Origin of the sequence: Coleofasciculus sp. B1-GNL1-01 (assembly GCF_040220235.1) — a bacterium.
Taxonomy (GTDB): domain Bacteria; phylum Cyanobacteriota; class Cyanobacteriia; order Cyanobacteriales; family Coleofasciculaceae; genus Coleofasciculus.
The window spans coordinates 37,274-62,659 of the sequence record NZ_JAVJTO010000006.1 but is presented as its reverse complement, the minus strand read 5'-3'; the positions used below and the strand labels follow the sequence as shown (position 1 = coordinate 62,659).

The 25,386-nt window shown below is 47.5% G+C and carries 21 protein-coding genes and 2 tRNA genes; 12 read left to right on the top strand and 11 right to left on the bottom strand.

What is annotated here, in order from left to right:
- Positions 1 to 103 precede the first annotated feature (103 nt).
- A complete protein-coding gene (gene pyrE / locus RID53_RS01145; RefSeq protein ID WP_446386374.1) occupies positions 104 to 730 on the bottom strand; it encodes an orotate phosphoribosyltransferase in 627 nt (208 codons plus the stop codon).
- Between the two features lie 142 nt (positions 731 to 872).
- Here pyrE and RID53_RS01140 point away from each other — a divergent pair, with 142 nt between their 5' ends.
- Entirely contained in the window at positions 873 to 1,277 is a 405-nt protein-coding gene (locus RID53_RS01140) for a hypothetical protein (protein ID WP_446386373.1), read from the top strand.
- A gap of 46 nt (positions 1,278 to 1,323) precedes the next feature.
- Here the strand turns inward: RID53_RS01140 and RID53_RS01135 are convergent.
- Positions 1,324 to 1,396, bottom strand: a tRNA-Ile gene (locus RID53_RS01135).
- A gap of 299 nt (positions 1,397 to 1,695) precedes the next feature.
- On the opposite strand from RID53_RS01135, the gene RID53_RS01130 reads away from it, so the two are divergent.
- From RID53_RS01130 to RID53_RS01120, 3 genes are all read left to right on the top strand, one after another.
- Positions 1,696 to 2,880, top strand: a complete 1,185-nt coding sequence (locus RID53_RS01130) for an RRXRR domain-containing protein (protein ID WP_446386372.1) — start codon at positions 1,696 to 1,698, stop codon at positions 2,878 to 2,880.
- A 340-nt stretch (positions 2,881 to 3,220) separates the two neighbouring features.
- Positions 3,221 to 3,997, top strand: a complete 777-nt coding sequence (locus RID53_RS01125; RefSeq protein ID WP_446386371.1) for a hypothetical protein — start codon at positions 3,221 to 3,223, stop codon at positions 3,995 to 3,997.
- Positions 3,998 to 4,263: 266 nt separating this feature from the next.
- Positions 4,264 to 5,760: a hemolysin family protein gene (locus RID53_RS01120; RefSeq protein ID WP_446386370.1), complete on the top strand. Its 1,497-nt coding sequence runs from the start codon at positions 4,264 to 4,266 to the stop codon at positions 5,758 to 5,760.
- 88 nt (positions 5,761 to 5,848) lie between these two features.
- Here RID53_RS01120 and RID53_RS01115 read toward each other — a convergent pair whose 3' ends face one another.
- On the bottom strand, positions 5,849 to 7,510 hold the full coding sequence (locus RID53_RS01115) for a DUF6930 domain-containing protein (protein WP_446386369.1): 1,662 nt from the start codon (positions 7,508 to 7,510) through the stop codon (positions 5,849 to 5,851).
- A 229-nt stretch (positions 7,511 to 7,739) separates the two neighbouring features.
- On the opposite strand from RID53_RS01115, the gene RID53_RS01110 reads away from it, so the two are divergent.
- The 5 genes from RID53_RS01110 (at position 7,740) to RID53_RS01090 (ending at position 10,102) form a co-directional block, all read left to right on the top strand.
- A complete protein-coding gene (locus RID53_RS01110) occupies positions 7,740 to 8,093 on the top strand; it encodes a HesB/IscA family protein (RefSeq protein ID WP_446336705.1) in 354 nt (117 codons plus the stop codon).
- 131 nt (positions 8,094 to 8,224) lie between these two features.
- A complete protein-coding gene (locus RID53_RS01105; protein ID WP_446386368.1) occupies positions 8,225 to 8,647 on the top strand; it encodes a tetratricopeptide repeat protein in 423 nt (140 codons plus the stop codon).
- 256 nt (positions 8,648 to 8,903) lie between these two features.
- Complete coding sequence (locus tag RID53_RS01100; protein ID WP_446386367.1) at positions 8,904 to 9,773, top strand: M48 family metallopeptidase; 870 nt, start codon at positions 8,904 to 8,906, stop codon at positions 9,771 to 9,773.
- Positions 9,752 to 9,834: transfer RNA gene (locus RID53_RS01095), tRNA-Leu, on the top strand. Before RID53_RS01100 ends, RID53_RS01095 begins: the two co-directional genes overlap by 22 nt.
- A gap of 22 nt (positions 9,835 to 9,856) precedes the next feature.
- Positions 9,857 to 10,102, top strand: coding sequence for a hypothetical protein (locus RID53_RS01090; RefSeq protein WP_446386366.1), 246 nt, complete (start codon positions 9,857 to 9,859; stop codon positions 10,100 to 10,102).
- Positions 10,103 to 10,309: 207 nt separating this feature from the next.
- On the opposite strand, the gene RID53_RS01085 is transcribed toward RID53_RS01090, so the two are convergent.
- From RID53_RS01085 to RID53_RS01075, 3 genes are all read right to left on the bottom strand, one after another.
- A complete protein-coding gene (locus RID53_RS01085) occupies positions 10,310 to 11,404 on the bottom strand; it encodes a serine/threonine protein kinase (protein WP_446386365.1) in 1,095 nt (364 codons plus the stop codon).
- A gap of 188 nt (positions 11,405 to 11,592) precedes the next feature.
- Positions 11,593 to 12,504, bottom strand: a complete 912-nt coding sequence (locus RID53_RS01080; protein ID WP_446386364.1) for a metallophosphoesterase — start codon at positions 12,502 to 12,504, stop codon at positions 11,593 to 11,595.
- 92 nt (positions 12,505 to 12,596) lie between these two features.
- Positions 12,597 to 13,661 carry a two pore domain potassium channel family protein gene (locus tag RID53_RS01075; protein ID WP_446386363.1) on the bottom strand — a complete coding sequence of 355 codons (1,065 nt, stop codon included), beginning with the start codon at positions 13,659 to 13,661 and terminating at the stop codon, positions 12,597 to 12,599.
- Positions 13,662 to 13,762: 101 nt separating this feature from the next.
- Between RID53_RS01075 and RID53_RS01070 the strand changes: the two genes are divergently transcribed.
- The 3 genes from RID53_RS01070 (at position 13,763) to RID53_RS01060 (ending at position 14,759) form a co-directional block, all read left to right on the top strand.
- Positions 13,763 to 14,038 (top strand): hypothetical protein, encoded by a 276-nt coding sequence (locus tag RID53_RS01070; protein WP_446386362.1) that lies wholly within the window; start codon positions 13,763 to 13,765, stop codon positions 14,036 to 14,038.
- 66 nt (positions 14,039 to 14,104) lie between these two features.
- Positions 14,105 to 14,314, top strand: a complete 210-nt coding sequence (locus RID53_RS01065) for a pentapeptide repeat-containing protein (protein WP_446386361.1) — start codon at positions 14,105 to 14,107, stop codon at positions 14,312 to 14,314.
- 34 nt (positions 14,315 to 14,348) lie between these two features.
- Positions 14,349 to 14,759 carry a hypothetical protein gene (locus RID53_RS01060; protein WP_446386360.1) on the top strand — a complete coding sequence of 137 codons (411 nt, stop codon included), beginning with the start codon at positions 14,349 to 14,351 and terminating at the stop codon, positions 14,757 to 14,759.
- 263 nt (positions 14,760 to 15,022) lie between these two features.
- Here RID53_RS01060 and RID53_RS01055 read toward each other — a convergent pair whose 3' ends face one another.
- The 5 genes from RID53_RS01055 to RID53_RS01035 all read right to left on the bottom strand — a co-directional run bounded on the left by RID53_RS01055 (position 15,023) and on the right by RID53_RS01035 (position 25,208).
- Positions 15,023 to 15,808: a DUF4058 family protein gene (locus RID53_RS01055; protein ID WP_446386359.1), complete on the bottom strand. Its 786-nt coding sequence runs from the start codon at positions 15,806 to 15,808 to the stop codon at positions 15,023 to 15,025.
- A 268-nt stretch (positions 15,809 to 16,076) separates the two neighbouring features.
- Positions 16,077 to 19,247, bottom strand: coding sequence for a PAS domain S-box protein (locus RID53_RS01050; RefSeq protein WP_446386358.1), 3,171 nt, complete (start codon positions 19,245 to 19,247; stop codon positions 16,077 to 16,079).
- Positions 19,248 to 19,256: 9 nt separating this feature from the next.
- Complete coding sequence (locus RID53_RS01045; RefSeq protein ID WP_446386357.1) at positions 19,257 to 22,793, bottom strand: hybrid sensor histidine kinase/response regulator; 3,537 nt, start codon at positions 22,791 to 22,793, stop codon at positions 19,257 to 19,259.
- A 53-nt stretch (positions 22,794 to 22,846) separates the two neighbouring features.
- Positions 22,847 to 24,064 carry an RNA-guided endonuclease InsQ/TnpB family protein gene (locus tag RID53_RS01040; RefSeq protein WP_446386356.1) on the bottom strand — a complete coding sequence of 406 codons (1,218 nt, stop codon included), beginning with the start codon at positions 24,062 to 24,064 and terminating at the stop codon, positions 22,847 to 22,849.
- 46 nt (positions 24,065 to 24,110) lie between these two features.
- Positions 24,111 to 25,208 carry an MASE1 domain-containing protein gene (locus tag RID53_RS01035; protein WP_446386355.1) on the bottom strand — a complete coding sequence of 366 codons (1,098 nt, stop codon included), beginning with the start codon at positions 25,206 to 25,208 and terminating at the stop codon, positions 24,111 to 24,113.
- Positions 25,209 to 25,386 lie beyond the last annotated feature (178 nt).

Here is a 25,386-nt window from a genome sequence, read left to right as displayed (position 1 = left end):
TTTGGCAATCTCCGTACCTCCGATTGCCCCGCCTCTCATCCGCACCCACAAGGGGATGCGGTTTTCTCGGCGGCTTTAATAAAAATGATCTGTAGATAAGGGATTACAAGATTTTACTGTTCTGTTGGCGCTGCTGATAGCGTTGTTGGATATCCTGAATCGTAAACACCGCCTGAAACGCTAACCCAACCGACTGGTAAAACTCAGCACCGCCTTGCTGACGGTCAACCAACGCCAGCACCTGATCCACCTGATACCCTGCCTCTCGCAGCCGCTCAACGGCTTTCATTGCCGATTGTCCGGTGGTTACCACATCTTCTAACACCACAACCTTGGCTCCGGCTGGCAAGTTTGGACCCTCAATATATGCCCTTGTCCCATGTCCTTTGGCTTCTTTACGGATAATTAAAGCAGGAATAGGTCGATTTGCGATCGCGGACACCACACTCACCGCACTGACAATCGGATCAGCGCCCAAGGTTAAACCTGCAACAGCTTGAGTATCCTGGGGGAGGTAAGAAAGTAGCAATTGTGCGATCGCTAATCCTCCGTGAGGATGCAGCGTCACCTGTTTGCCGTTAATGTAATAGGAACTGCGCTGTCCCGAGGAGAGAACGAAGTCTCCCTCTTGGTAAGCCAGTTGACAAAATAAATCCAGCAGCAATTGACGCTCTTGCGTTAATGAAGTTGAGGTATCCAGAGAAAGCAATGGTTTACTGTTGTCAGCCATGATAGTTCAGAGGGTGAAAATCCAACCACCACTATACTGAATTCAAATATAAGAATATTATTGAGGAAAAGTGAGGCGAAGAATTATGCATAAGGGGTTGAGGATATGGCTCCGGGGTTTGGTCGTTGCGGCTTCCACAGTCATGGCTAGCACCGCACTGGCACAAACAGAACCCTCAGACTTTGAGCCAGTCCGCCTAGACACCATTCCGAACACCTTTGAGCGAGCGTTTTTCAATGAATCGGGAACGTTTTACGAAAACCGCAGTCTCGGACGTCAGCTCGAATATATTATCGGTCCGGGTGGAATAGGGAGTGCGGGGTTTCCAGATTTGGAACTGGAGCGAGATGCCGAATTGATTAATATTCTCTACGAGGATGCATTAAACCGACAGTTTGCCAGTGATCCAGTGATTCGCACGCCGGATTTACCGAATCCCTTCGACACCTCAGTGCGGTTGTTGCCTGTTTCTGAGCGATTTAGACCCCAAGGCAGTCCCCGAATTGAAGGGACTGAGTTTTTCTTTGAAGCTCCATTGCCACGGTAGCGGCTTCATATCAGCCACTTGAGCGGGGGAGGATGTCATCACAAAATCCAGGGTGCAGGAGTTGAACCTGCCTAGGGCGAATTATGAGTTCGCTGCCTCAACCGCTCGGCCAACCCTGGTTAATCGATCTCTTTACTATATTATAGTAATCGGAGTTGGAAGCAACCGTTCATGAACCCTAACCTACTTCGTTGAGGTTAGGGATTGGCAGAGGGAACCTGCCAGTAGAGACGCTTCAAAAGCGCGTCTGTACATGAATAGGGCATGAGTTGGTAAGGGATAACCACTTCCAAGCACTTCTCTAGCTTGGCTTAAATGTAGGTTCAGGAATCTCTCTTGACTGGGTAAGTCCAGGACACACCCTTACCAATGCCTTAAGAGACGTAAACATTTACATTTACACGAGTGGATTATATCTATGAATCGTGTTCCAGTAGTTAGTAAAGAAGGAAAACCTTTAATGCCCACCAAACCATCCAGGGTCCCACGGTGGGTCAAGGAAGGTAAAGCCGTGGGGAAGTGGTCAGATCTGGGAGTTTACTATGTCCAACTAACAACACCACCATCGGCTGAGGAAGTGCAACCAATCGCGGTAGGAGTCGATCCGGGTAAGTCCTACTCCGGTGTCGGTGTCCAGTCCGCTAAATGTACCCTGCTACAACTGCATCTTATCCTTCCGTTTGGGCGGGTCAAAAAACGGATGGAAACCCGTGCCATGTTGCGACGGTCTCGCCGTTCTAGACGGATTAACCGAGATGTTCCATTCAAGCAGCGCAACCATCGGCAATGCAGGTTTGATAATCGCAAAGGTCACAAAATACCCCCATCCATTAAAGCCTCCCGGCAGTTGGAGTTACGGACAGTTACGGAATTGGCGGCTATCTTTCCGGTGACGGCAATTGGGTATGAGCGAGTCAGAGCCGACATAGATCAGACCAAACGCAAACGTGCCAAGTCAGGTAAGGGATTTTCCCCAGTAATGACGGGTCAGAATTGGGCAATATCCCAAATGGAAAAAATTGCCCTTCGACAAGCTCAGGGTATCACCCCTGTCTATGTCCGGCATGGTTGGCAAAAGGATGGAAACGGCACATCTCAACTCCGAACCCAACTAGGGTTAGAGAAGGATAAGGCTAACAAGTCTATAGCCAAACCGGAGACCCACGCAGTTGATGGAGTGGCATTGGCTTGCGGGTATTTTGTCAAATATGTTCCGTTTACTGGTTCTAACTCCCATGGTTACACCCATAAGGGTAGCGTTAATATTACTCCCTCCCCGTTTAAAATCATCACCCGCCCTGGTGCGGTGAAGCGGGGGAAAGAGTATGGATTCTTCCGTCGTCAATTGCACTTTGAAGTACCAGATAAGTTAGGGGTAAGGAAGCGTAAAGGTGGGACGATTACCCCTTTTGGATTGAGAATTGGTGATCGGGTCAGAGCAGAAAAAGCAGGGATTGTCTACATCGGCTACGTCAGCGGATTCACCGATACCAAAAAGACTCAAAAGGTTTCCGTTTGCGACTACACCTGGAAACGAATTGGACAATTTGCCCTTAGTAAAGTCAATTTAATCAGGAGAAATAACGGCTTATGTGTAGCCTGAGAAAAGAATTGGATACCTCCATTCTTCCGGCATCCCGCTATCCCTCCTCACCCTACGAGAGTTGAGGGTGAGGACTCCCGCGAAGACGTTGAGCAATTCCTGATAATCGCTGCCTATTGCAGAAGGATGCTTCTAATGACGACAAAAACTAAAATGGAGAGGACTACACCGTGGAGTAATCTAGTCCTGAGAGTTATAAACTTATGCTATTCTTGACTAATCTTACCCATCCGATGGTCGCTTTGGGGATATGACCATTAGTTTTAGGGTAAGCTGTCACTGGTCTCGATGCGCTATAACCATAAGTCGTGTTACTTTTCTTGTATAACTTGAATCACTAATGAAATTCAACTCGACTGTAGCACTCACTCTGATTCTGCTGGCAATGATGTTAGGTGCTGGCTTTGTGAGTGCGATGTGGGGATTTTCCCTCGGTCATGAAGCTCTTAAAGGTGTCACTCAGCCCGATGTTCGCCCGACGAAGAAGCTGGCAAATAACCAGGAGGTTGAGCCGGGTGATAAAGAGGTTGCGCTGTTGAATGAACGGGATATCCTGGTTAACGTTCATGCCTATATCCATGACCAAGACGACCAAGACCAGGATAAAGACTCCAAGACCGATACTAACGACTCTGAGTCAAAGAGCCAGAGTGAGACACAGAAGCCAGAGGAGTCCACTACAGAAAATCAGCAATCTGAACTGGAAGACGAATCGTCTGAATCGGATGTATTCAACACAGAGGCATCGTTTACCAGTAGTGGCTCAAATCAAAATTTACCGCTCAAAAGTCAGGATCGGGGGGTCACGTTGGAGGTTCGTTCCGCCAATCTTCAGGGAGGCTCATTGTTGCTGGATGTTAGCTTGAAGAATGAGGGCAATAATCCGGTTCGATTTCTTTATAGTTTTTTAAATGTTACTGATGATCAAGGTCGAGCGTTGAGTGCGATCACCGAAGGATTACCGGGAGAATTGCCGTCAAATGGTGAGGAATTTTCGGGTACGGTGAGTATTCCTACAGCATTGCTGGATGACGCCAAGGCGCTTTCGTTAACCTTGACTGATTATCCCGATCAAAAACTTAAGCTGAAAATGTCGGAAATCCCTGTCGCCAGGTAAACAGAAACGGAGTAGGTTGGGAACATGCAGCATGAAAGCAGATCCCGTTCAAGTAGGTTGGCTCACGCGATCGCGAAATCCAACGGGTTAACCATGGCGTTGGGTAAGTCCTGTTGGTGCCAGTACACCCAACTATATTAAGTTCTGTAAATAGTCCTCAAACCCTTACATAAGACATAAAACGAAGGACGAATGACGATCACCGCCGTTAACTTTAATTGTCCCCACCTACTCACTGCTTTTGCTGGTCACCTGCTACCAATCTTATGGTTGCCAATTTAATAGTTTTCCTAACTGCGAGTGCTTCTACGCCCCTTACCAGCCGGGACATGCTATTGCGATTATTATTAGTCCTGCTGTTGATTGCAATCAATGCTTTTTTTGTCACGGCTGAGTTTTCCATGGTGTCGGTGCGGCGATCGCGGATTAACCAATTGGTTGATGCGGGGGATGTGCAAGCGAAAACGGTTCAATCGCTACAACAGAGCATTGAGCGGCTACTCTCGACGACTCAGTTAGGCATTACTCTATCCAGTTTAGCCTTGGGTTGGATTGGCGAGAATACCGTCGCCGTTTTCGTCGCCGCGATACTGACTCAATTACCCCTACCGCCGCAGATGATTCAAGGAATCGCTCATTCTCTGGCAATTCCGGTGGGATTTTTCCTGATTGCTTATCTGCAAATTGTTCTTGGTGAACTCTGTCCGAAATCCGTGGCGCTAATGTATTCTGAAGAGTTAGCTCGGTTTTTGGGTCCTCCAAGTCTAGTGATTGCCCGATTTTTTAATCCGTTTATTTGGATTTTGAATCAATCAACGCGCTGGTTATTGCGACTGGTTGGGGTGCAATATACGGGGGGATGGTGGAATAACCAAGTGACTCCAGAAGAGTTACAGTTAATTATTACCACCGAACGAGAATCAACAGGTTTAGAAGCCGAAGAACGAGAGCTACTGAATAATGTTTTTGAATTTGGCGAAGTTTTGGCAACCGAGGTAATGGTTCCCCGTACTAGCATTGACGCCATTCCCAGTACAGCAACGGTGCAAATGGTGTTAGAAGAAATTGCCAATACGAACCATTCTCGCTATCCGGTAACGGGGGAATCGCTGGATGATATTCGCGGGATTATCCATTTTAAAGAGTTAGCTAAACCCCTATCGGAGCGAAAATTAACCTTAGATACACCGATTGAACCCTGGATTCGTCCGGCTCGTTTTGTCCCGGAGTTAACCCCCTTGAGTGAACTCCTACCTCTGATGCAGCGATCTCACTTGGCGATGGTGATGGTGGTGGATGAGTTTGGTGGTACGGCGGGCTTGGTGACGCTGAAGGATTTGGTAGCGGAAATTATTGGGGATAACCCCGAACCGGAAAGCCTGGAAGAAGTACCGATTCAACTTGTGGATGAACAGACTTTTTTAGTTCAAGCCCAAATGGATTTAGAAGAAGTTAATGAACTTTTGGATTTAAATTTACCGATAACCGATGAATATCAAACCTTGGCGGGTTTTTTATTATATCAGTTCCAAAAAATTCCGCTGCAAGGGGAAATCTTGAATTATGAGAATCTAGAGTTAAAAGTTATCTCCGCCGAAGGTCCCCGCCTGAACCGAATTCGCATTCATCGCTATGAACCGACAACGGTTCCGGTTGAAGATGTGTCGGAAACAGATGTGACCTCAGAGATTACTTCAACTGAGAATACAGCGAATGAACCCCAAGGTGGTCCGCCAGATGCTTCTACCAATGATTTAGAATAAGTTCAAAAGCGCAATGTAGAGACGTGCCACGGCACCTCTGGGAGCAGGGGGAGCCGCAGTACTGTTTCTATTTTCTGTTCCCTCGAATCTAGAATTCAAACACAGGCATAAGTTGTAACAAGCCTAATCCTAACTCCTTAACTGAGAGCGATCGCGCTTCAAAGAATGCCATCATGTCCTTGGGTTGAGGATTACCGCGAGAAGCACCTTTGAGTCCTCTGGCGATAATTAACCCGCAGTAGCCCTTTGTTTTGAGACACCGTTGTTCCCAATGCTCACGACTCGCCGTATGAGCTGGATCAGCTTCGGGAAACTCACCAAAGAGGTACAGATGACTATCTCCTGTTTGTAGAATACCCAAATCGTAGCGATCGCCAGCTAGAGGATCTTCTCCGGGGTTAAAGCCAATCCCCTTGAGTCCCCCGGCTGTTTGAATTTGCTCGATTAACACTTTAGCTTTCGGGCGAGTGGTTTGAATTAACACCACAGGTAACCCTTCTCCTAGAGGCGGGGCGTCTTGAGACTGATAAAAATCAATATCCTCCTGTAGCAGTGCTATACTCTCCCAGGGCATCATCCCCAAACTCAGATAAGAATCTTTCGGGATTAAGTCATCCCGTAGGGGAAGTTCCAGTTCCTCCTCATCCTCATCCTCATCCCAGTCCTCGTCATCCATATCATCATCAATCGCCATCTCCCATAACTCAGAGGCTACCTCTGGTCGTGTAGACACTTTAATAGACGCGATGGATTTTGACTCCGTATCTTCCTCTTCCGTATTTACAGGGATAGGGATGCGGAAGCGCTTGTTCATCGCCGGAAAATCATCCGCCGCTAATTTTCGGGATGATCCTTGGAAAAATCGATGTAGGGCTTCCAGCGCCATATAGACAAGTAGGGCTTCTTCCTCATCCAGGAAGGGGCGCATTCCCTCTAATGGATGCACCGCACCAAAACTCGGCAAAATCTCTTCAACAGATAAATCGGCTAAATCTACATCCTCATCCTCTTCAAAGTCCTCATCCGCCGCTTGATATGTAATAAACAAGCAATCTTGTCCCAAAAATGCCTGTTCCATCGCCTCGACCGATTCCTGATTGACGACCGACTCCCGAAACCGTTGCAGTGAATCCAGGGAGCGATAGAGCAGAATTCCATACTCTACACCCAGCATCCCCATGACCGAGACGTAGAACTCACCCACATCCCAGCGATTTAATTCCACACTCAGGATCTGATGGTCAGCTAGGATATCCCAAGGCGCATCCAGCCAAATCTCATACGCCTTACCGATCAATAGATCGGCATACTTCGGGGGTAAGGTTGGCTGGCGCTGGAGGGCAATTTCCTCAAACCCGCGAAATAACTCATCAATCAGGGGTAAATCGGGAACATAATCGATCGCAATCTCCAACTCTTGCAGCACCCCACGCAATAAAAACTGAACTTCGCGATCGCGTACCACAATTTTAGAGGGACGGGCGGGTCGAGCCGGACTTTGGGGATGTTCCATGGCTCGCAATAGGGTGCGAACAATGGCTTCGGGTCCCATTTCTGGGGAAACGATATCCATCGCCCGGACAATTCCTTCTGAACCGTCCACCCAAAGAATGCACTCATTATTACCCTCAGCATCAAAATCACCCTGATCGGATACAGTCACTAAAGAACGGCGATCGCCTTCCCAGACGCTGGGAATTTGGGGTAACCGTTTGAGCCGACGACGAGTATTGCGATTGAGAGCAGACATAGGGTATTTGGCAATAAGTGCAAAAACCATGGCAAGTTAGCCATGATCAATAATCGATATTCCTATTAAACCGCAATACCTTCCGAGCTGCGCTTCATTGTTTGCAGAAAGGATGATCCTTAAAAATTTTTATCGGGTAATTACACGCGCTTGGGGTCAGTCTCGATAAACTTGATCCATAAGCATGGCACATCAGTAGTTTATTCTCACCAGGAGTTACAACATACTTATGACACAAGCAACAACACCGCAACGAGGTATCCAACTGACTGAACAAGCCCTCAAGCATATTGTGGCGCTGCGAGACCAACAAGGACAAGACCTATACTTGCGGGTTGGTGTCCGTCAGGGGGGCTGTTCCGGGATGTCTTACATGATGGATTTTGAAGATCCGAGTAAGGTACGGGATAACGATGAAGTATTTGACTACGAGGGCTTCAAAATAATATGTGATCCCAAAAGCATCCTGTACTTGTACGGTTTAGTCTTAGATTACAGCAATGCCATGATTGGGGGAGGCTTCCAATTCACCAACCCCAACGCCAATCAAACCTGTGGCTGTGGTAAATCCTTTGGCGTTTAATTAAAAACGGGGGAATAGGGACGGGAGTAGGGGTTTGGTAACCAAACCCCTACTGCATTTAAAATGACATGTTAGAACGTAACTTGGTGTGAGGACTCACATCAGATCGCGGTAAACCTAAAATTGAATCGATGACCGAAACTGTTAATTCTCTGTTCGAGAGTGGCTTAGAACGCTACAACGCGGGTGAGGGACCTGATTCCCTGATTCCTGTATTTAAACAACTGTGCGATCGCTTCCCGAAAAACGCCGCTGCTTGGAGTTGTCTGGCTTGGTTGTATTTGCTGGATGACCAAGCGGAACGGGCATATAAAGTAGCGCTTAAGGGGACGAAAATTGATGCTAATGCGCCCCAAGCGCGAGTAAACCTAGCGGTAGCGATGTTGGAAACCGGGCAAACTGGGGTGCGTAAACACATCGATACCGTTAAGCAGATGATGGCGACGGATTCTCAAGTTCGTCAGGATGTCTTTGAGAGTATTGAGGATGGACTGAATAGGAAGCCTGACTGGGACAGTTTAAAGCGGGTTAAGCAATGGCTATCTGAAGGGTGATAGGTGATACCTGATCAGAGGAGCTGGGGAAGCATGTAGAGACGTAGCATGCTACGTCTGGGAGTTGGGGGAGCGATCGCTTATCGATCAAATCAGAGGAAATTTTGTATCTGATATGACGGTTTTGTCGTAATTTCCGAAGATGATTCGAGAATTGAACCGATGCTCTAGGCTCAGTTCTCGATAAACTAGAGGAAGTCATTAGGATCAACCAATGACCAATGACATAAGACCAATGACTAATGACCAATAACCCATGACCCAAACACCGTTAGTTGGTCTAAAGGCAGACCAGTTCCGTCATCCTCTTGATTTCCAAGCCACCCAAGCCTTGAAGCAGTTCCCTGGACTGGACTTGATGGTGCGAAATCTCCTCGGACCCTTGGCGGAACAATTCTTTTACCTGAATAATATTGCTGCCAGTGTTTTGGTGGGAGAAAATCAGCTACCTCACCTGCATGATTTGCTGCTAGACGCCTGCAAAACCCTGGACTTAGAACCCCCTCAACTATACGTGCAGCAGCATCCTGTGCCAAATGCTTATACCTTTGCCATGCGGGGTAAGCAGCCATTTATCGTCCTGCACACCGCTTTAATCGATATGCTGACCCCCGAAGAAATTCAGGCGGTGATTGCTCACGAATTGGGACATCTCAAGTGCGAGCATGGGGTTTATCTGACACCGCTTAACATTATGATTTTAGCGGCGTCTTTACTGCCAACTTGGGGCGCTGTAATTGCCCAAAGCCTTCAGGAACAGATGCTGGAATGGTTAAGGTGTGCGGAATTTTCCTGCGATCGCGCGGCGCTGCTGGCAACTCAAAATCCCAGAGTGGTGATGTCGGTGCTGATGAAACTCGCTGGCGGTTCACCAACCCTAGCTCCCCAACTCAACCTCGACGCCTTTATCGCCCAAGCTAGAGCCTATGATGATATCAGTAACTCGGAATTGGGAGAACTGCTCAAATCCGCTCAAACTGCCCAGTTGAGCCACCCCGTCCCTGTGTTAAGGGCGCGGGAAATTGATAAATGGGCAAGTTCTCAAGCCTATCAGTCCTTGCTACAACCGACATCTATTGGCTATAATACAAAGGTTGCATCCAAGGGCGGATGGCGAAATTGGTAGACGCACCACACTCAAAATGTGGCGACCTCTGGTCATGAGAGTTCGAGTCTCTCTCCGCCCATTCAGATTCAGAGGTGGTGATCATGACACAACGACTCAAGCGTTGGGAGTCTCCTCGCCGTCAAGGGCGAAATGACAAAGGCAAAGGCGGTTCCGCCAGAGCCAGACAACTGAAGAAGCAACGGCAAATGTTGCGGAAGAAGTTGAAAGAAAGTGGAAAAACTGAACAACAGAATCAGCAAGGGGGAAGAGAAAAAGACACTCTTCCCTCTTTTTTTAGGTTCGTAGTTGCGCTTTCATATCAAGTCCGGTTAATTAGGGTCTGCTGAATAAGTGTTGTGGTGGGGAAAGGCAATAGGGAATAGGCAATAGGCAAAAGAAAACGGCTCTGTATTATATAGCCCTACGCGCTGGTGTATTTACACATTAGAAATGGAGGCTTTATCAGGAGTGTCTTAGAACATTTGTACTGTAACTACGCGAGAGCGTACTGCTATAACAGTCGCCAGGGTGATTAGGACATCAGATGAATGTCTTTAACTTCTCTGCATGAACAGAACATTCCCTTGAGGAGACAACTGCTGCTGGTGCTGTTGGTAGGCTTGTAACCAGAGGACTCCGGAGACTAATAAAATTGAGAAAATAACAAGATTGAGAATCATTAATCCTAGGGGAAGTGGAGACGTTTTGGGTATGTCTGGATGAGGGAGGGGTTGTTTCTGAAAATGCTGCAAAATAAACGCTGCATTTGGCGGTCTACGATGGACAAATGGAGCCATAAAATAGTCAAGCCACTCGACTAAGGGTTCAGAGATTTTGTGCGTATGTTTGCGCCACATTAATTCACCTGTTTGATGATTGGTTTCTAGTTCTAAAGGATGTTTACCCGTCAGCAAATGGACAAAGGTACGTCCTAAGGCATAAAGATCCGATTGAGGAACCGCATTACCGTTGATTTGTTCAGGAGGGGTATAACCGGGTGAAAAAACTCCTTCTCCAGTTACATCTTTTCCCATCAGTCGTTGCACAACTGTACCCGTCATTTGGCAAACTGTCCCAAAATCAATTAGTACCAGTTGACCATTGGGTCGCAGCATAATATTCGAGGGTTTAATATCCCGATGGAAATATTGTTGTTGGTGCAGTGTATCTAATATATCCAGTAACTGTTTTAGCCATTCAATGGCTTTGGCTTCGGAAATGGGTTGATTATGTTTGAGCCATTCTCGTAAATTTATCCCCTCCACTTGTTCCATCACCAAGCAATGTAATGGTCTGGCACGGCGGGAGACAGAAACGGTAAAATAATTGTCTTCAGGTTGAACTTTAGGAATACCCGGATGGTTAAGTTTCTTTAAAATTTCGGATTCTTGTCTGAACAGGCGAACTAAGGTGGAATTGTTCCGGGTTAAAACTTTTAGTACTTTATGTTTTGCTCCTTTGATTGCCGCCTCTGCTGCCAAATCCTGGACTTCAAAGATTTTGGTGGGATTGGGTGCGTCTAGGGGTCGAAGGGGTTTCAGCAGCCGATATCGACTGTTGATGGTTAATGGGGTGTCACAGCCTTGGCAGTATTCCAGATACTCAGGATTTTCCCGTTGGTCGCACTTGGGGTTGATACAGTAGCTCATCGGATTTCCAGGGTGGGTTGAGATGACTTCTTAAAATTAACATCTACCTCCCGGAATAAATTAATCTTAGGACTTACGCCCAGACCCAATCTCTTACAAATGACGAATGACAAATGACAAATGACAAAGGAGGTAGCTTGCTTCTTTTCGGGTAGCGAGTTCTCCACCGTTAACGTTAACCCACCTACTTATTGAGCCTGGAGAGTAAATAAAGTGACCTCTGGAGGACAGTTGAGTCGTATGGGCAGATCACTAAAACCAATCCCACGATTAACATAGAGTTTATTCCCTGAGGCACCATAGCCGTCACTCCAACCATCGACATGTTCCCAGCCTTTAGCTAATGCCAACCAAGACCATTGGGGTGTGAAGGGTAGGCGAATTTGTCCACCATGAGTATGTCCAGCAACGGCTACGGGTGCGGTATTGGCAGGTAAAGCCGGAAAGGATTTGGGATTGTGCATCATTACAATCCTGGGATTTGTGGATGGTACTTGCGCGATCGCCTCTTTGGGTCGATCGTTGTTTGCCAGATGGGAACCAATACCCACTAAATAAAAGGAGTCGGTATTTCCATCACTGAGATTTTCTCCAGATTGTCCCGGTGGAGATAATTTGACGGCTTGATTTTCCAAAACCTCTATACCAACGTCCTCCAACGCCTTCTCCAACCGCGCTGCTAAGTTCTCTTTGGGTGGAGTATCCAGGCTAATCATACCGTAGTCGTGATTACCCAATACGGCATAGGTGGGAATATTGGCTTCTGGTAAGGGACGGACTAAATCAACGATGCTAGCAATTTCTGGGTCTGTGCCTTTAAAGGCATGGTAAATAAAGTCACCGCTGATCAGGACTACACTGGGGCGTTCTTCAACCAGTTTGGCGATACTACGACGGACAGTGGCGGTATTATCTAGCCACATTCCGTATTGAAAATCGGAAATTAATCCAATTCGTTGGTCTTGCCAAGCTGGAGGAAGATTGGGAATGACGGCAACTTCGTCTTCTGTGTCGAGGATATAAGGCTCAATCAAGCCCCAAATTATAAGGATACAGAATAGTCCGACTAAACCTAAGAGAATATACTTGATTTTTTTCATGGTTCATGGTTCATTGTTGATTGGTAATTCTCTCCCCCAGCTCCCAGACGCGCCATGGCGCGTCTCTACAAGTTCCCCTTCCTGTTCCCTAATTAATGCAATATTGCTTGGTCAATCGTTGTCTGGTCATCTAAGGGAGTAGCCCGATTGGTGGTTTGGCTGGAGGCGATCGCATCCCAAACCCAGCCGTCATTGTGAAGCAGTGCCAATAGCAGCCGTCGGCGTTTGGTGACGTGTTTGGTGGCGTCCCAAAATTGGCGATCGCTCACCGTGGGAATACCGTGTTTCCTGAGTCGTTCCAGAGATGGAAGCGGTGGGTTTTTCGAGGCGGGTTCTAAGTAAGCGGATTTGAGGGTTTTCAAATATGCTGCACTTGCTCGGCGTGCTGCACCGAGCGCCGCCGGATCAGGTTGATGTGATGGTTTAATGCCATAGTCCAATATAGTTAGCGCTTCATCAAGAGCCACTAAACTCAGCTTGATCGAGCGAGAACGTTCGATGCTGTGGAAATAATGCAGAATCGGGTAAGTTAGATGGCGTTCTCCCTGTTGGGCAAGCATTGATGTCAAAGCAATTAAATGCTGGTCAAACTGCCCAAAATCTTTGCCATTCCAGGCTCTGACCAGAATTTCATCAGCCGTACCACCGAGAGAGGAAATATAAACCGCCAGTTGGCGTTGCTCAGTCGCGGCTGAAACCACGGGTAAGAGATAGGCGATTGCCAAGGTAACTAAAAAGAACCCATTCACCGAAGCAATTGCTGTGGCAATTTGCCAAACTGCACCTTGAGGACTATAACTCCCCATGCCTAGGGTTGAGATAGTATAACCGACAAAATAAATTCTTTCTAACGTAGTGGCGGGCAGTTTTTTCGGTGTCACCACAGCCGTCTCATAAGCGCTAAAAAATAATGTCCATCCCGCCCACGTTAAGACAAACCAAAGTACAGCTATACTAACAAGAACTATCCACCCTGTAACTAGCAATAAGCGGTGATGGGAACGCCAACGATGAATCTGAAGCGCGATTTTCCACAGCCAAGCTGAGATTCTGCTGGTTAGAGGTCCTCCTCCCCCTACTGTCAGTGTGGTGATCAGGACATCTATGGAGACAAGGATGAGAATGAGCAGTCCGGAAATGACTAGCAGAATTGACATAAGGGAAATTAAAACAGTCCGTGTGATCGCAGATTACCTCACTACGAGGCAAAAAACCTGCATCTGAGGGAATATGTAGGGGCTGCGGAATAAGTGTTGTAGTGGGGGGAGCTGGGGGAGCCGGGGAAGCTGGGGAAGCTGGGGAAGCCGGGGAAGCTGGGGAAGCTGGGGAAGCCGGGGAAGCTGGGGAAGCTGGGGAAGCCGGGCAAGCCGGGGGAGCCGGGGAAGCCGGGGAAGCTGGGGAAGCTGGGGAAGCCGGGGAAGCTGGGGAAGCTGGGGAAGCCGGGGAAGCTGGGGGAGCCGGGGGAGCCGGGGAAGCTGGGGAAGCTGGGGAAGCTGGGGAAGCAAATCTAAGCCTAGAGAGAGGGGATTCCTGACTAGGGATATGTCTAAGCTGAGATAGGTCATGCTATCGGAATTGCAGTCATTGAGAGGTCAACGTAATGGATGCGAGTGAATTCATGCAGCGATACGTAGATGGAGAACGGGATTTTGCTCAAGTTGATCTGAGTCAAGCGAATTTGAGTGAGGCAATCCTGAATCAGATTAATCTCAGTGGAGCTAATCTCAAATCTGCCAACTTAACCAATGCAGAGTTGGACGGTGCTAATTTACGTAGTGCTACTCTGCCTGATGGCACAATTTCGGACTAGATAGCTATTGGGGAGTTTTAGAAGAGGGTAAACTATGGCAAATCAGAATTTCCGTGTAGTCGGCTACATCAGTCCAGTCACATATAGCAAACTCAAAGAGTTTATGGAGGCTCAGGCGTTAACTGAAGCCGAAGCGATCGATAAGATTTTATCAACCTATTTGGGGACAACTCCCCTACCTAAACCCCCGAATAACTTGGATACAAGCGAAGGTGGCGACTCAACAGCCGAATCATCCCCACCTGCGTCCCCATCAGCGATTCCTAAAGACACAAGCCTGACTCAGAACCAATTAGCTGAACGACTGAAGTGCGATCCGAGGAAGTTAACCGATATCCGAGGTTACCCGGTGGTTTTATCCGACTACACCAAAACTCGTGATCCACAGGGAATCGCGTGGGAATATGAAGCTGAATTTGATCGCTATTTTCCTCTCGAACAATAAATCATAAGTAAGTAGGTAGGGAAAATAAAAGTTAACGGTTGAGATGAGGGAACAGGGAACAGGGAACAGGGAACAGTAAGGGTTTTATGCTTGTTAACATTTCTTAGTAAGCTGTCATGCATTTAAATTGGGAATGGGTAGCGAGCAAGATGCTCGCACTACGGCAAGGATTTCGGCATTATTGACATTAAGGTTTAAATGCCGAACAGCTTACCAGCTAATTTTCCCGGATGTTGCGATCGCGGCAGCTTCCCCTGCTAGCATTATCGCAGTTGTTGCTCGGTTAATAATGTATTTACCCAAACGTGATCATCTGCTAACAATGGCGGTATGGGTTCTTGAGTATAATCGATGGCTAAATCATAACTGGCTTGATCGTACACATTATTCAACAATACCTGTAAGTCTACGAAGGGTTCGCGATCGCCCGATTTCAAGGGTAAGGGAAATGAGGGAATCGTATCTCGTAGATTAAAAGCATACAAATCAGCTTGAGGACGACGGTCTCCTCGACTGACTAAAATTCGATAATGAGTTTGACTATTGCTATGATAAATTGGCAAAGGTTTTCCCTGACGCAGTAAATCAATTTCCACTAAATGAGTTGAACTGCCAAAGATTTTATTGCGTTTAGTTTCATAGTCTTGGCGACCTTCTCCCGAACGTTTATTAATTGGAGAGAGGATTTCAATGACGGTTACGACTTCACCTGTGGCGACTTCTCGTACTTCTAAATAACCTTGTTTAATGGTTTCAGGTACGGGAACTTGTACGGTCTGGGGTTGAGGTGGGGATGGGGCGACAGCAACATTGGTCATTGGCTGTTCAGTTGTTGCCTGTGAACCTTTAACTGTTAAATCGGGAATACCAACCAGGAGTGATTTTTCACCCATGGTTTCATACAGACGCACTTCAACCGCAACTCTGTATTTGGGACGCAGTTGAGGAGACAGAAACTTAGTCAGTTCACTAATTAGTAATAAATGTATTCCGGGCCAGATTTCTGGGTGTTCTAGGTAGGGGTTCATCCCAGGAAAAGGGTTTGGCATAAAAATCCTCCCTCGGCGTTCGATTCTCGTTGCTTAGATTTTATCGTCGTTTTGTCCTAGCGTTGGGAATTCGCGGAATTAGACAGGTTACTTAGATTTTAACGGTGAAAACTTGGGAGCATATCACCTTTGTAGGTTGGACTTTTGGAACGAAACCTAACGAGAGCAGGCTAACTTGGACATTGTATGCTTTCCTTGACATGCTCCCGAAAACTTGACCAAATAGCGAGCGAGACGCAAAGCCTGCGGCATGGCTTCGCTTAACGCACTACGGCGATTCTCTTTTGCCTCTTTCCTCCTGTTCCCTGCCTTCTGCCTTCTGCCTTCTGCCTTGAGGAAAAATGGGAAAACGCACGGTGAATGTGGAACCCTGACCTGATCCGGGACTTTCTGCCCACACGGTACCGCCTTGGAGTTCCACTAGGTAACGCACGATCGCTAATCCCATCCCTATACCGCCGTGCGATCGCGTCAGTGAACCGTCTTCTTGACGGAAGCGATCAAAGACAAAGGGGAGAAACTCACCATGAATCCCAATCCCGGTATCACTCACCTGGATTTGCGCCTGATCCTCAATCTGTTCTAAGCGAACCTGAATCTGTCCTCCCTTGGGTGTGAATTTGACCGCATTGGAGAGTAAATTCCAGACAATTTGCTGTAAGCGGCTGGCATCCCCTAATATGGGAGCAACTTCAGTATCTAACTGAGTCTCGATTTGCAGTGCCTTTGCCTCAGCCGCCGCCCGCATAGAAGCCATCGCCCGTTCCATAATCGGCAGTAGTTCCACAGGTGCAACATGCAGCGTCAATTCTCCGCTGATAATATCCGACATATCCAGGACATCTTCAATCAGTTGCGCCAGAGATTGAGTATTGCGAGAAATCGTCTCCAACGCCCGCGCCATCCTCTCTTCATTCAAGCGGCGCATGGGTAGAAGCTTGGCTAAACCCAGGATTGAGTTGAGGGGGGTGCGGAGTTCGTGGGAAAGGGTGGCGAGAAACTCATCTTTGAGGCGGTTGGTTTGGGCTAATTCCTGGGATTGTCGCTGTAAAATGGCTTCAGATTGTTTGCGATCGCTAATATCGAGAATAAACGCTACCGCTTCGTCTCGCGCCTCACCCAGCAACACATAACCCACCAATACCCAAACGCGAGTCCCGTCTTGGCGAATATACTCTTTTTCATAAGGGATACACCGTCCTTTTTCCTTTGCCTGGACAATGTTCACCTCATCTAAAGGCAGATACTCCGGTGGCGTGATGTCACGCCAGCCCAATCGCCCTGCTTGCAAATCCTCCCGACTGTAGCCGACAATATCCAAGAAGGTATCATTGGCGTCTTGGATTCCCCCATAGATGTCGCAAAAGAGAATCCCAATCAAATCCGATTCAGCAAATCGCCGCAACCGTTCTTGGCTGGCTTTCAGCGCTTGTTTGGCTTGAGACGATTCGATGGCAATCTCGGCTAAATGCGTGAATTGGTCGATTAAATTCCAATCCTCGCTGCTGGGATGACGAGGTGTGGGATAATACATGGCGAAGGTTCCCAAAACGTCACCATTGCTGGAGTGCAGGGGAATCGACCAACAGGCTGCTATATTTTCGGATAGGGCAATGTTTTTGTAGTCTGCCCAAAGCGGGCTGCTGGCAATGTCACAGACAATTACCGGTTCGTCGCGATAAGCGGCTGTGCCACAACTTCCCGCACCAGGACCGATCGCCAAACCGTCAGCAGTGAACTGCTGAATCCGTTCGGGTAAACGACCTGCAGAACCATAGTGTAACCTCTTCGTTTGCTGATCTAACAGCAACACCGAACAAATTGACTCATCCGCGTGAGACTCAATCAATTGCGTAATAGTATCGAGGATATCAGACAGGGGAACATTTGTGGCAATCGCTTCCAGAATCTGCTTTTGTCCCCGGAGTAATTCTTCTGCCAATATGCGATCGCTAATATCGGTGGCGATGGAGATGACAGTACGCCTGCCATCGGGTAATTTTCCTAGAGGGGCGGAACTAAAATCCCAAATTCTCTGGCTACCCTGTTTCGTCGCGATCACGAATTCTCCCTCATAGAATTTATCATTCAACGCATATAACTGATCAATCCTCTCTCGCACAATCTCTCGACGTTCACCATAGGCTTTTTCCGTCCAATCTGCCATGGTGGGAATGTCATCATGAGTATATCCGGTCAATTCCGTCCACATTTGGTTAACTTGCAGCACTTCCCCATCTTCGGCGTGAATAATCAGCGGATAAGGGGCATTAATTACTGCTTGTCGGAATCGTTGTTCACTTTGTCGCAGCGCTTCCTGCATCTGCTGGCGTTCGGTGATATCCATCGACATCCCGGCTAACCAGCGTTGTCCAGAGGCGGTTTTTAGAGGAAACTTATAGGAAAGCCAGTAGTGAGTGCCATCATCATTTTCTGTGGTTTCTAGCTGTTCAATCGCGTGATCACCCGCTAACGCCTTGAGATCATTATCGCGGATTTGTTGCGCGATCGCATCGGAAAAGAAGTCAAAATCGGTTTTCCCCAGCCAATCCATGAAAGGGCGATGCCAGGTTTTTTCCACTATCCGGTTTACAAAAATATAGTGTCCTGATTCCTCTTTAATATAGGCGGCGACTGGACTATAGTCCATAAAATTTTGGAACAGTTCCTGGCTTTCCCGCAGTTTTGCTTCTGTTTGCTTTTGCTGGTGAATCTCCGTCGCTGTGCCAAACCATTTAATAATTTTACCGTGGCTATCTCGGAGGGGAAAAGCGCGACTCAAATGCCAACGAAATTCCCCATCGGCGCGTCTAATTTGATGCTCACATTCGTATAATTCACCCCTGGCTACAGCCTGATTCCAGGTGTCGATTGTCTTTTGTTCATCGTCGGGATGGAGGACAGGTTTCCAGCCCCAGCCTTGACCCTGCTGTTTAGAAATTCCACTATATTCCGCCCAGCGTTGATTGTAATAATCCACTGAACCATCGGATTGAGCCGTCCAGACAATTTGAGGTAGGCTTTCCGCTACCAATTGGAATTTCTCTTCGCTTTCTCTTAACGCCTCTTGTCCGCATGTCACTTGCTCTCTGGCAACGGTTAAACCGGAAATTGTGCTACTAAGAAATAACCCCTCTAGGACAAACAAAACTAAGCGCAGGGTTTGTCCTAAACTATCCACTCCAGTCGAATAGGTTGGCGATAAAAACAGATAACTGCCGCTTAACGCCGCCAACACCGTTGCTAAGATTCCCGCCCCCCTGCCACCATACCAGGCACTCACCATCACGGCGGCTAAAAATAGCAAAAACGGGCTTTCTAGTTCCCATAAGGATGCTAGGAATAGCTGAAGGGACAGGGCGATGGCGATGGCGAATAGGGAAACACTGTAACGCCACCCAAGGTGACAAAGGGGTTTAATTCTGATCGTCCTATTCATCGAAACCGTTTAGGAAATCTCCAGTAGACGAACAATGACCTTCAGTAGTTGCCTGGGTTCAATCGGCTTAGAGATGTGCATTTGGAAGCCTGCTGATAGGGCTTCAATGCGGTCTTCTTCTCTAGCAGAAGCGGTTACAGCCACCGCCGGGATTTGTCCCCCTTGGGCTGACGGTAATGCCCTGATTCGGCGCATCAGACTGTAGCCATTTTCACCGGGCATACCAATATCACTGAGTAGCAAATCATAGTTCATTTGTTGCAGGCATTCTAGCGCTTCAGTTGCGGATGCTGTGGCAGTTGCCATCGCCCCGTACTGTTCCAGGATGGCGATTAAGAATTCACGGGCATCGGCATCATCATCGACCACTAAAACTCTTATCTGACTTAGAAGTGATGCCTCAAAGGTCAAGGATGAGTTAATTCCATCGTCGGCAGTTATTTTTTTGTCGTCATCTTCCCAAAGGGGTAGCTTAACAATAAACGTCGCCCCTTGTCCTTCTCCGGGGCTTTCGGCGTGAATTGTACCACCTTGCAGTTGCACCAAATTTTGGGCGATCGCTAATCCTAATCCTAAACCGATTTGTTGTCTGGCGGTGGTGCTGTCGGCTTGGCGGAAGCTTTCAAAAATATGAGGTAGAAACTCTGGACTAATTCCTTTCCCTGTATCCTTAACCCGGATTTGGGCAAAGTGATCCACGGCTTCTAAATAAATCTCCACTCGTCCCCCGGCTGGGGTAAATTTAACCGCATTGGAGAGGAGATTCCAAATCACTTGCTGTAAGCGGTTGGCGTCACCCGAAACCCAAGCCACAGACGTATCGAACTGGGAGTCCATTTGAATCTGTTTATCCGTCGCCGTGGGGCGCACCGTATCCAGCGCCGCTTCAATCACAGAAACTAGATTCGTGGGACAGATATTCAGACGAATGTTACCGCGAATAATCCGGGAAATATCCAGTAAATCGTCAATTAGTTGGGCTTGGGCTTTGGCGTTGCGTTCAATTGTCTCTAGGGCGCGATTCGTCTTTTGTTCATCCAACTGGCGGATGCGGAGTAACTTTGCCCACCCCAAAATCGCATTGAGGGGCGATCGCAATTCGTGGGAGACGATGGCTAAAAACTCATCCTTGGTACGACTCGCCGCTTCCGCTTCCGCACGGGCTTCCTGTGCCTGCACCAGTAGCTGATTGCGTTCAGCTTCTGCAAATTTAATATCAGTGATATCCCGGGCGATACCTAAGACAAATTCCACCGTACCATCTTCAGCAAATTCCGGCACAATCCGGGCTTGATAGTATCGAATGGTATTATTTGGGGTGCGGAAATCGAACTCCGTAATTCGCTCTTGCCCAGTCGCAAATATTTCTCGCAAAGTTGTTTGCCAGTGGGTACTTATGGGTTCAGGGATGCCTAACTCCCGATGAGTTTTGCCCAAAAAAGCTTGAGGTGACAATCCCGTTACCGCTTCTATGGCTGGGTTGACATAAACGTGACGTAACTGTTGATCAATGCGGGAAATAATATCTGGCGAATTTTCCACCAAAGCTTGGAATTCCTGTTGGCGACGATACAGTTCAGCTTGGCTTTGCTGGCGTTCCGTCACATCTCTCCAAGTGGCAATAAACCCATCGCGAAAGGGGGCAATGCAAATATCAAAGACTCGACTCAAGCGTTGCTGATCTTGCTGACCATAATTATCTGCATACACAACCGATTCTTTCACTAACGGTTGTTGAGTTTCCACAACCTGACAGTAGTCGGCAAATAGTCCCCTGTCTCGATGGGCGGGGAGGATTTGGCACAATCCCTTACCGATTTGCTTGTCTTGGCTTAAACAGTTACTTTCACAAACCGCCGTATTAACATAGTCGATGCGAAAATCAATAATCTCACCCGATTCATCGCGTATGGCGGAGTAAATACCAAAACAGTCCAACATTGTCTCCACCGAGGTGCGGAATAATTCCTCCCGTTCTTGCAGTTGGACTTCGGCTTGTTTGCGGTCAGTAATATCCAGAACCACACCAATCATACGTGTGGGTGCGTCATTCTCATCATAAAAAGCACGACCCTTTGCCGCAATCCAGCGTTGTGTGCCATCGCCATGGATAATCCGATAGTCACAGGTATAGTCTTGTTTAGTTTGGAGGGCATCGGCTACTGTATGATTGACGCGATCGCGATCGTCTGGATGTAGGCAATTGGTAAACACCTGATAATCATAATCCGCCTCGTCTGGTGGCAAGCCAAACATCAGCTTACAGGATTTTGACCAGGTAAGTTTTCCGGCTGGCACATCGTAATCCCATATCCCTAACTTTGCCGCATCCAAAGCTAACCGGAGTCGTTCTTCACTCTCCCGCAGCGCCAATTCAGCTTGAGTCAAGTCCGTGATATCCCGCGCTATCCATAATACCGATGGAATTGAGCCATCTGACGCCAACTCCGGAACTAAACGCGCCTCATAGTAACGAGTGACATTAGTTTGGTCGAGAAAATCAAATTTAATTGTTGTTGATTCTCCCGTAGCGAAAACCGTTTTCAGGGCGCTATCCCAGATGTCACACTGCTGGTGAGGCATCCCTAACTCCCGGTTCGTTTTGCCAATAAACTCCGCCGCCGCCCGCCCCGTAACCGATTCTACGGCTGGGCTAACGTAAAGATGGCGCAATTGACGGTCAAATCGAGCGATAATATCCGGTAAATTCTCAATCAGAGTTTGATACTGCTGTTGACGGCGATAGAGTTCTGCCTGAACCTGCTTACGCTCTGTAATATCTCTAACCGTAGCCACCACTGTCTCAATCCTACCCTCAGCATTGGCAACGGGTGAGAGAATATATTCATACTGCCGAATTCCCTGCACTGTCGGGAAGCTGATTTCATCCGTCAAGCTTTGTCCGGTTGCAAATACCAGTTGGCGTTGAGCATCAAAGGATGCCATCAGGGGTGCAGGTAAACCCAACGCTTGCCAGGTTTTCCCCACCATATCACTCGGCTGTCGTCCTAACGCCTCGGCTGCTGATACACTAACGTAGAGATATTTCCCGTGACGGTCATACAGGTAAATGTGATCTACAGAAGCGCTCAAAATACCCTGTAACAGTCCCACCTGCTGCTGTACCTGATGTGCCAAGTGTTGACGTTCGGCTTCAATCTGCTTATCTGCGGTAATATCCCGCCAAGTGGCGATAAAGCCATCTCCTAACTTACTCGCCCGGATATCATAGGCGCGACGCAGGCGTTGCTGACCAAAATTATCCTCGTAAATCAGGGATTCTTTAACTAAGGGTTCACCCGTTTCCACCACTTTACAGTAGTCGGCAAATAACCCAGTTTCCCGATGAGCCGGGAAGAGTTGGCATAACGACTGACCAATTTGCTCTTGTTTACTGAAAAAGTTATCACGGCAAGCGGCGGCATTAACATAATCGATGCGAAAATCAACAATCTCACCCGATTCATCGCGGATTGCGGTATAAATACCAAAACAATCCAGCATATTTTCCACAGAGGTGCGAAATCGTTCTTCACTCTGGCGCAATTTTTGGTTAAATTCTTGTAAGCGAGTATAAGCTTTGGGTGAACTACTCAGGCTTACTTCGTAGAAGCCTGAGCTTCTGATTTCATAGGGGATTGCGTCAACTTAGACTTACGTCCAAGTTTCGGTCTCACATCCCCTCCATCAGCAGCAGTCCTAGTCCCTAAGACCGATAAGATTCTGATGCCTTCCGCTCTGATATTTGCTGAAGCATTACCGTCTCTATCATGATGAGTGCCGCAGTTAGGACAAGTCCAAGTCCTGACCTCTAAGGGCATCTCGTTTACCTGATAATGGCAGCTTGAGCAGAGTTTTGAGCTAGGGAACCATCGGTCAATTTCTACCAATACCTTGCCCTCAAATTCAAGCTTGTACGATAAAAAATTGACAAACATTCCCCAACCCACATCAGAAATTGCTTTAGCTAGTTTGTGGTTCCGAACCATGCCCTTAGTATTCAAGCTTTCGACTACGATGACTTGGTTTTCGTCAACAAGCTTTCTGGATAGCTTATGTAAGTAGTCTTGGCGGACATTTGATACTCTCTCGTGAACCCTAGCCACCAGTTTCCTGGCTTTATCTCGTGACTTGCTTCCTTTCTCCTTTCTGTCTAATTTCCGTTGCTTCCGCTTGAGGTTACGCTCATGTTTGGCTAAATGTTTGGGATTAGCGTATTTAGAGGTTTTGCACCCATCATTGACAATGGCAAAATCCTTTAACCCTAAATCAATTCCAGCGACTTTACCATCGGTGTTAGTCGGTGGGTTATTCCCTTCTAACTCCATTAATACAGAAGCAAAATACTTACCCGATGGGGTCATACTGACAGTTACTGTTTTGATAGTTCCTTCAATTGGTCGGTGTATTTTAGCTTTGAGTGTACCAACGCGACCGGGAAACTTGAGGCAATCATCAACGACCTTAACCGATTGGGGATACTGAATAGATTGCCTATTCCTTTTAGCCTTGAACCTGGGGTATCTGGCTCTACCCTCAAAAAAGTTTCGATATGCAGTTACCAGGTTAAGCGTAGTAGCTTGTAAGACCTGAGAATAGCATTCAGACAACCATTCAGTCTCTTCCTGTTTCTTGAGCTTAGGTAAAAATGCATTCAATGCTGATTGACTCAAGCCCTTACCTGTTAACTGGTAGGTTTCAATACACAGATTGAGTGCATGATTCCACCACCAACGACTACAGCCAAAGTGTTGAGCTAATATTTCCTGTTGTTCAGTTGTGGGATACAGCCTTACCTTGACGGCTTGATGTCGCATTGTTTTTACCTTTTCTTACTATTATATGCTATTTCCAGTAATTAGGTCAGGATAGTTTGAAAATTTCGTTCCTCAATTTTCCGCTGTCCATCCTCACCCTACGAGAGTTGAGGGTGAGGACTTCCGCGAGTACGTTATTGAGTTGAGCGCGAGTGGGATAGTCACTATCTGCCGCAGGTTTGGTGGTAACGGTTTCCGGTTGTGCGATCGCCGCTCCCAGGAGTAAACTGACAATACCTCGCATCAGCAGGCTGAGTTGGTGCAGCGATAAAATATCGGCGGAAATGGGCAATGGGGATAGGGAGAAGGCGTTCGGATAAAAGATGAGGTAATCTAACAGCGTCACCCCGATAGAAAAGCTGACTAAAAGCATCCCACCCATCGCACCAAAACGGATAGCTGCCCAGAGAATCGGCAGAAAACCAATAAACAATAATCGCTCAAACGTCAAGCCTAAATCAAGAGTTGCCCAAACAGTGAGGGTAGCGATACAGATACTCAAGAACGCCAATGCTAGGAGTTCCAGCCATTGATGTAGCGAGAGATTCCAAACCGAGGAATTTTCTTGGTCTGAAATGGCAAGCCAACCTTGATTTTGCCAGAATCGGGTGAGAAATAAAAGAGCCGTTGGCGCTACGGCGAGGATACCAATTGCTTGTCCTAACCAGTTATATGATAAGTGTTGGAGTAGAGTAGATGGCGTTATTTTACCCCAAGCCAGCAAACCGAGACTGTGAACCGTGGCGCAAGTGCAAGAGGCGGCGATGATAGCACTGGCAATAAAGACAACCGCATCAGATCGGCGTTTAAGTGACAGCGAACCGTGCCAGAGTTTGCGGTAGAGAAGCCAAGTTATCAGGGGAACTATTATATCAGTGCATCTGAGCCAACCCGTCCAATCACCATGTCCCCACAACGGGGCGATGACGAGTGAAGTGATTCCGGTTAGAATAATTCCTACCCATTCAAACCAGAGCGTCAGTGCGATCGCGACTCCGGAAGGGAAAAACCCCAGCGATAGTCCCGATTGCACCTGATAGAGAAGTGCCAACCCATGAGCTAAAATTAGGGCTAATCCAGATAAGATAATGACAAGCCACCAGCGCTGGCGAGTCAAGGGCGTAGAGTTTGGGGCAAAACGCATAGAGAAACTTTCCTCAGACTTGCCATAATCTGTTTATTTTAATCCTAAAATTGATCTTAAGGGATGAGGGAGACCTCCCCTAGCCAATCGCTGATATCATGTCCAGTGGAATACCATCCTCTAGGGCAGAAGGCAGAAGGGAAAGAGAAAGGTTATAAAGTTACAAAAAGGGATTTGG

Bases quoted from the DNA above. Each gene is read 5' to 3' on its own strand.
- pyrE (WP_446386374.1), bottom strand. From the start codon at position 730: ATGGCTGACAACAGTAAACCATTGCTTTCTCTGGATACCTCAACTTCA.
- RID53_RS01140 (WP_446386373.1), top strand. From the start codon at position 873: ATGGCTAGCACCGCACTGGCACAAACAGAACCCTCAGACTTTGAGCCA.
- RID53_RS01130 (WP_446386372.1), top strand. From the start codon at position 1,696: ATGAATCGTGTTCCAGTAGTTAGTAAAGAAGGAAAACCTTTAATGCCC.
- RID53_RS01125 (WP_446386371.1), top strand. From the start codon at position 3,221: ATGAAATTCAACTCGACTGTAGCACTCACTCTGATTCTGCTGGCAATG.
- RID53_RS01120 (WP_446386370.1), top strand. From the start codon at position 4,264: ATGGTTGCCAATTTAATAGTTTTCCTAACTGCGAGTGCTTCTACGCCC.
- RID53_RS01115 (WP_446386369.1), bottom strand. From the start codon at position 7,510: ATGTCTGCTCTCAATCGCAATACTCGTCGTCGGCTCAAACGGTTACCC.
- RID53_RS01110 (WP_446336705.1), top strand. From the start codon at position 7,740: ATGACACAAGCAACAACACCGCAACGAGGTATCCAACTGACTGAACAA.
- RID53_RS01105 (WP_446386368.1), top strand. From the start codon at position 8,225: ATGACCGAAACTGTTAATTCTCTGTTCGAGAGTGGCTTAGAACGCTAC.
- RID53_RS01100 (WP_446386367.1), top strand. From the start codon at position 8,904: ATGACCCAAACACCGTTAGTTGGTCTAAAGGCAGACCAGTTCCGTCAT.
- RID53_RS01090 (WP_446386366.1), top strand. From the start codon at position 9,857: ATGACACAACGACTCAAGCGTTGGGAGTCTCCTCGCCGTCAAGGGCGA.
- RID53_RS01085 (WP_446386365.1), bottom strand. From the start codon at position 11,404: ATGAGCTACTGTATCAACCCCAAGTGCGACCAACGGGAAAATCCTGAG.
- RID53_RS01080 (WP_446386364.1), bottom strand. From the start codon at position 12,504: ATGAAAAAAATCAAGTATATTCTCTTAGGTTTAGTCGGACTATTCTGT.
- RID53_RS01075 (WP_446386363.1), bottom strand. From the start codon at position 13,661: ATGTCAATTCTGCTAGTCATTTCCGGACTGCTCATTCTCATCCTTGTC.
- RID53_RS01065 (WP_446386361.1), top strand. From the start codon at position 14,105: ATGGATGCGAGTGAATTCATGCAGCGATACGTAGATGGAGAACGGGAT.
- RID53_RS01060 (WP_446386360.1), top strand. From the start codon at position 14,349: ATGGCAAATCAGAATTTCCGTGTAGTCGGCTACATCAGTCCAGTCACA.
- RID53_RS01055 (WP_446386359.1), bottom strand. From the start codon at position 15,808: ATGCCAAACCCTTTTCCTGGGATGAACCCCTACCTAGAACACCCAGAA.
- RID53_RS01050 (WP_446386358.1), bottom strand. From the start codon at position 19,247: ATGAATAGGACGATCAGAATTAAACCCCTTTGTCACCTTGGGTGGCGT.
- RID53_RS01040 (WP_446386356.1), bottom strand. From the start codon at position 24,064: ATGCGACATCAAGCCGTCAAGGTAAGGCTGTATCCCACAACTGAACAA.
- RID53_RS01035 (WP_446386355.1), bottom strand. From the start codon at position 25,208: ATGCGTTTTGCCCCAAACTCTACGCCCTTGACTCGCCAGCGCTGGTGG.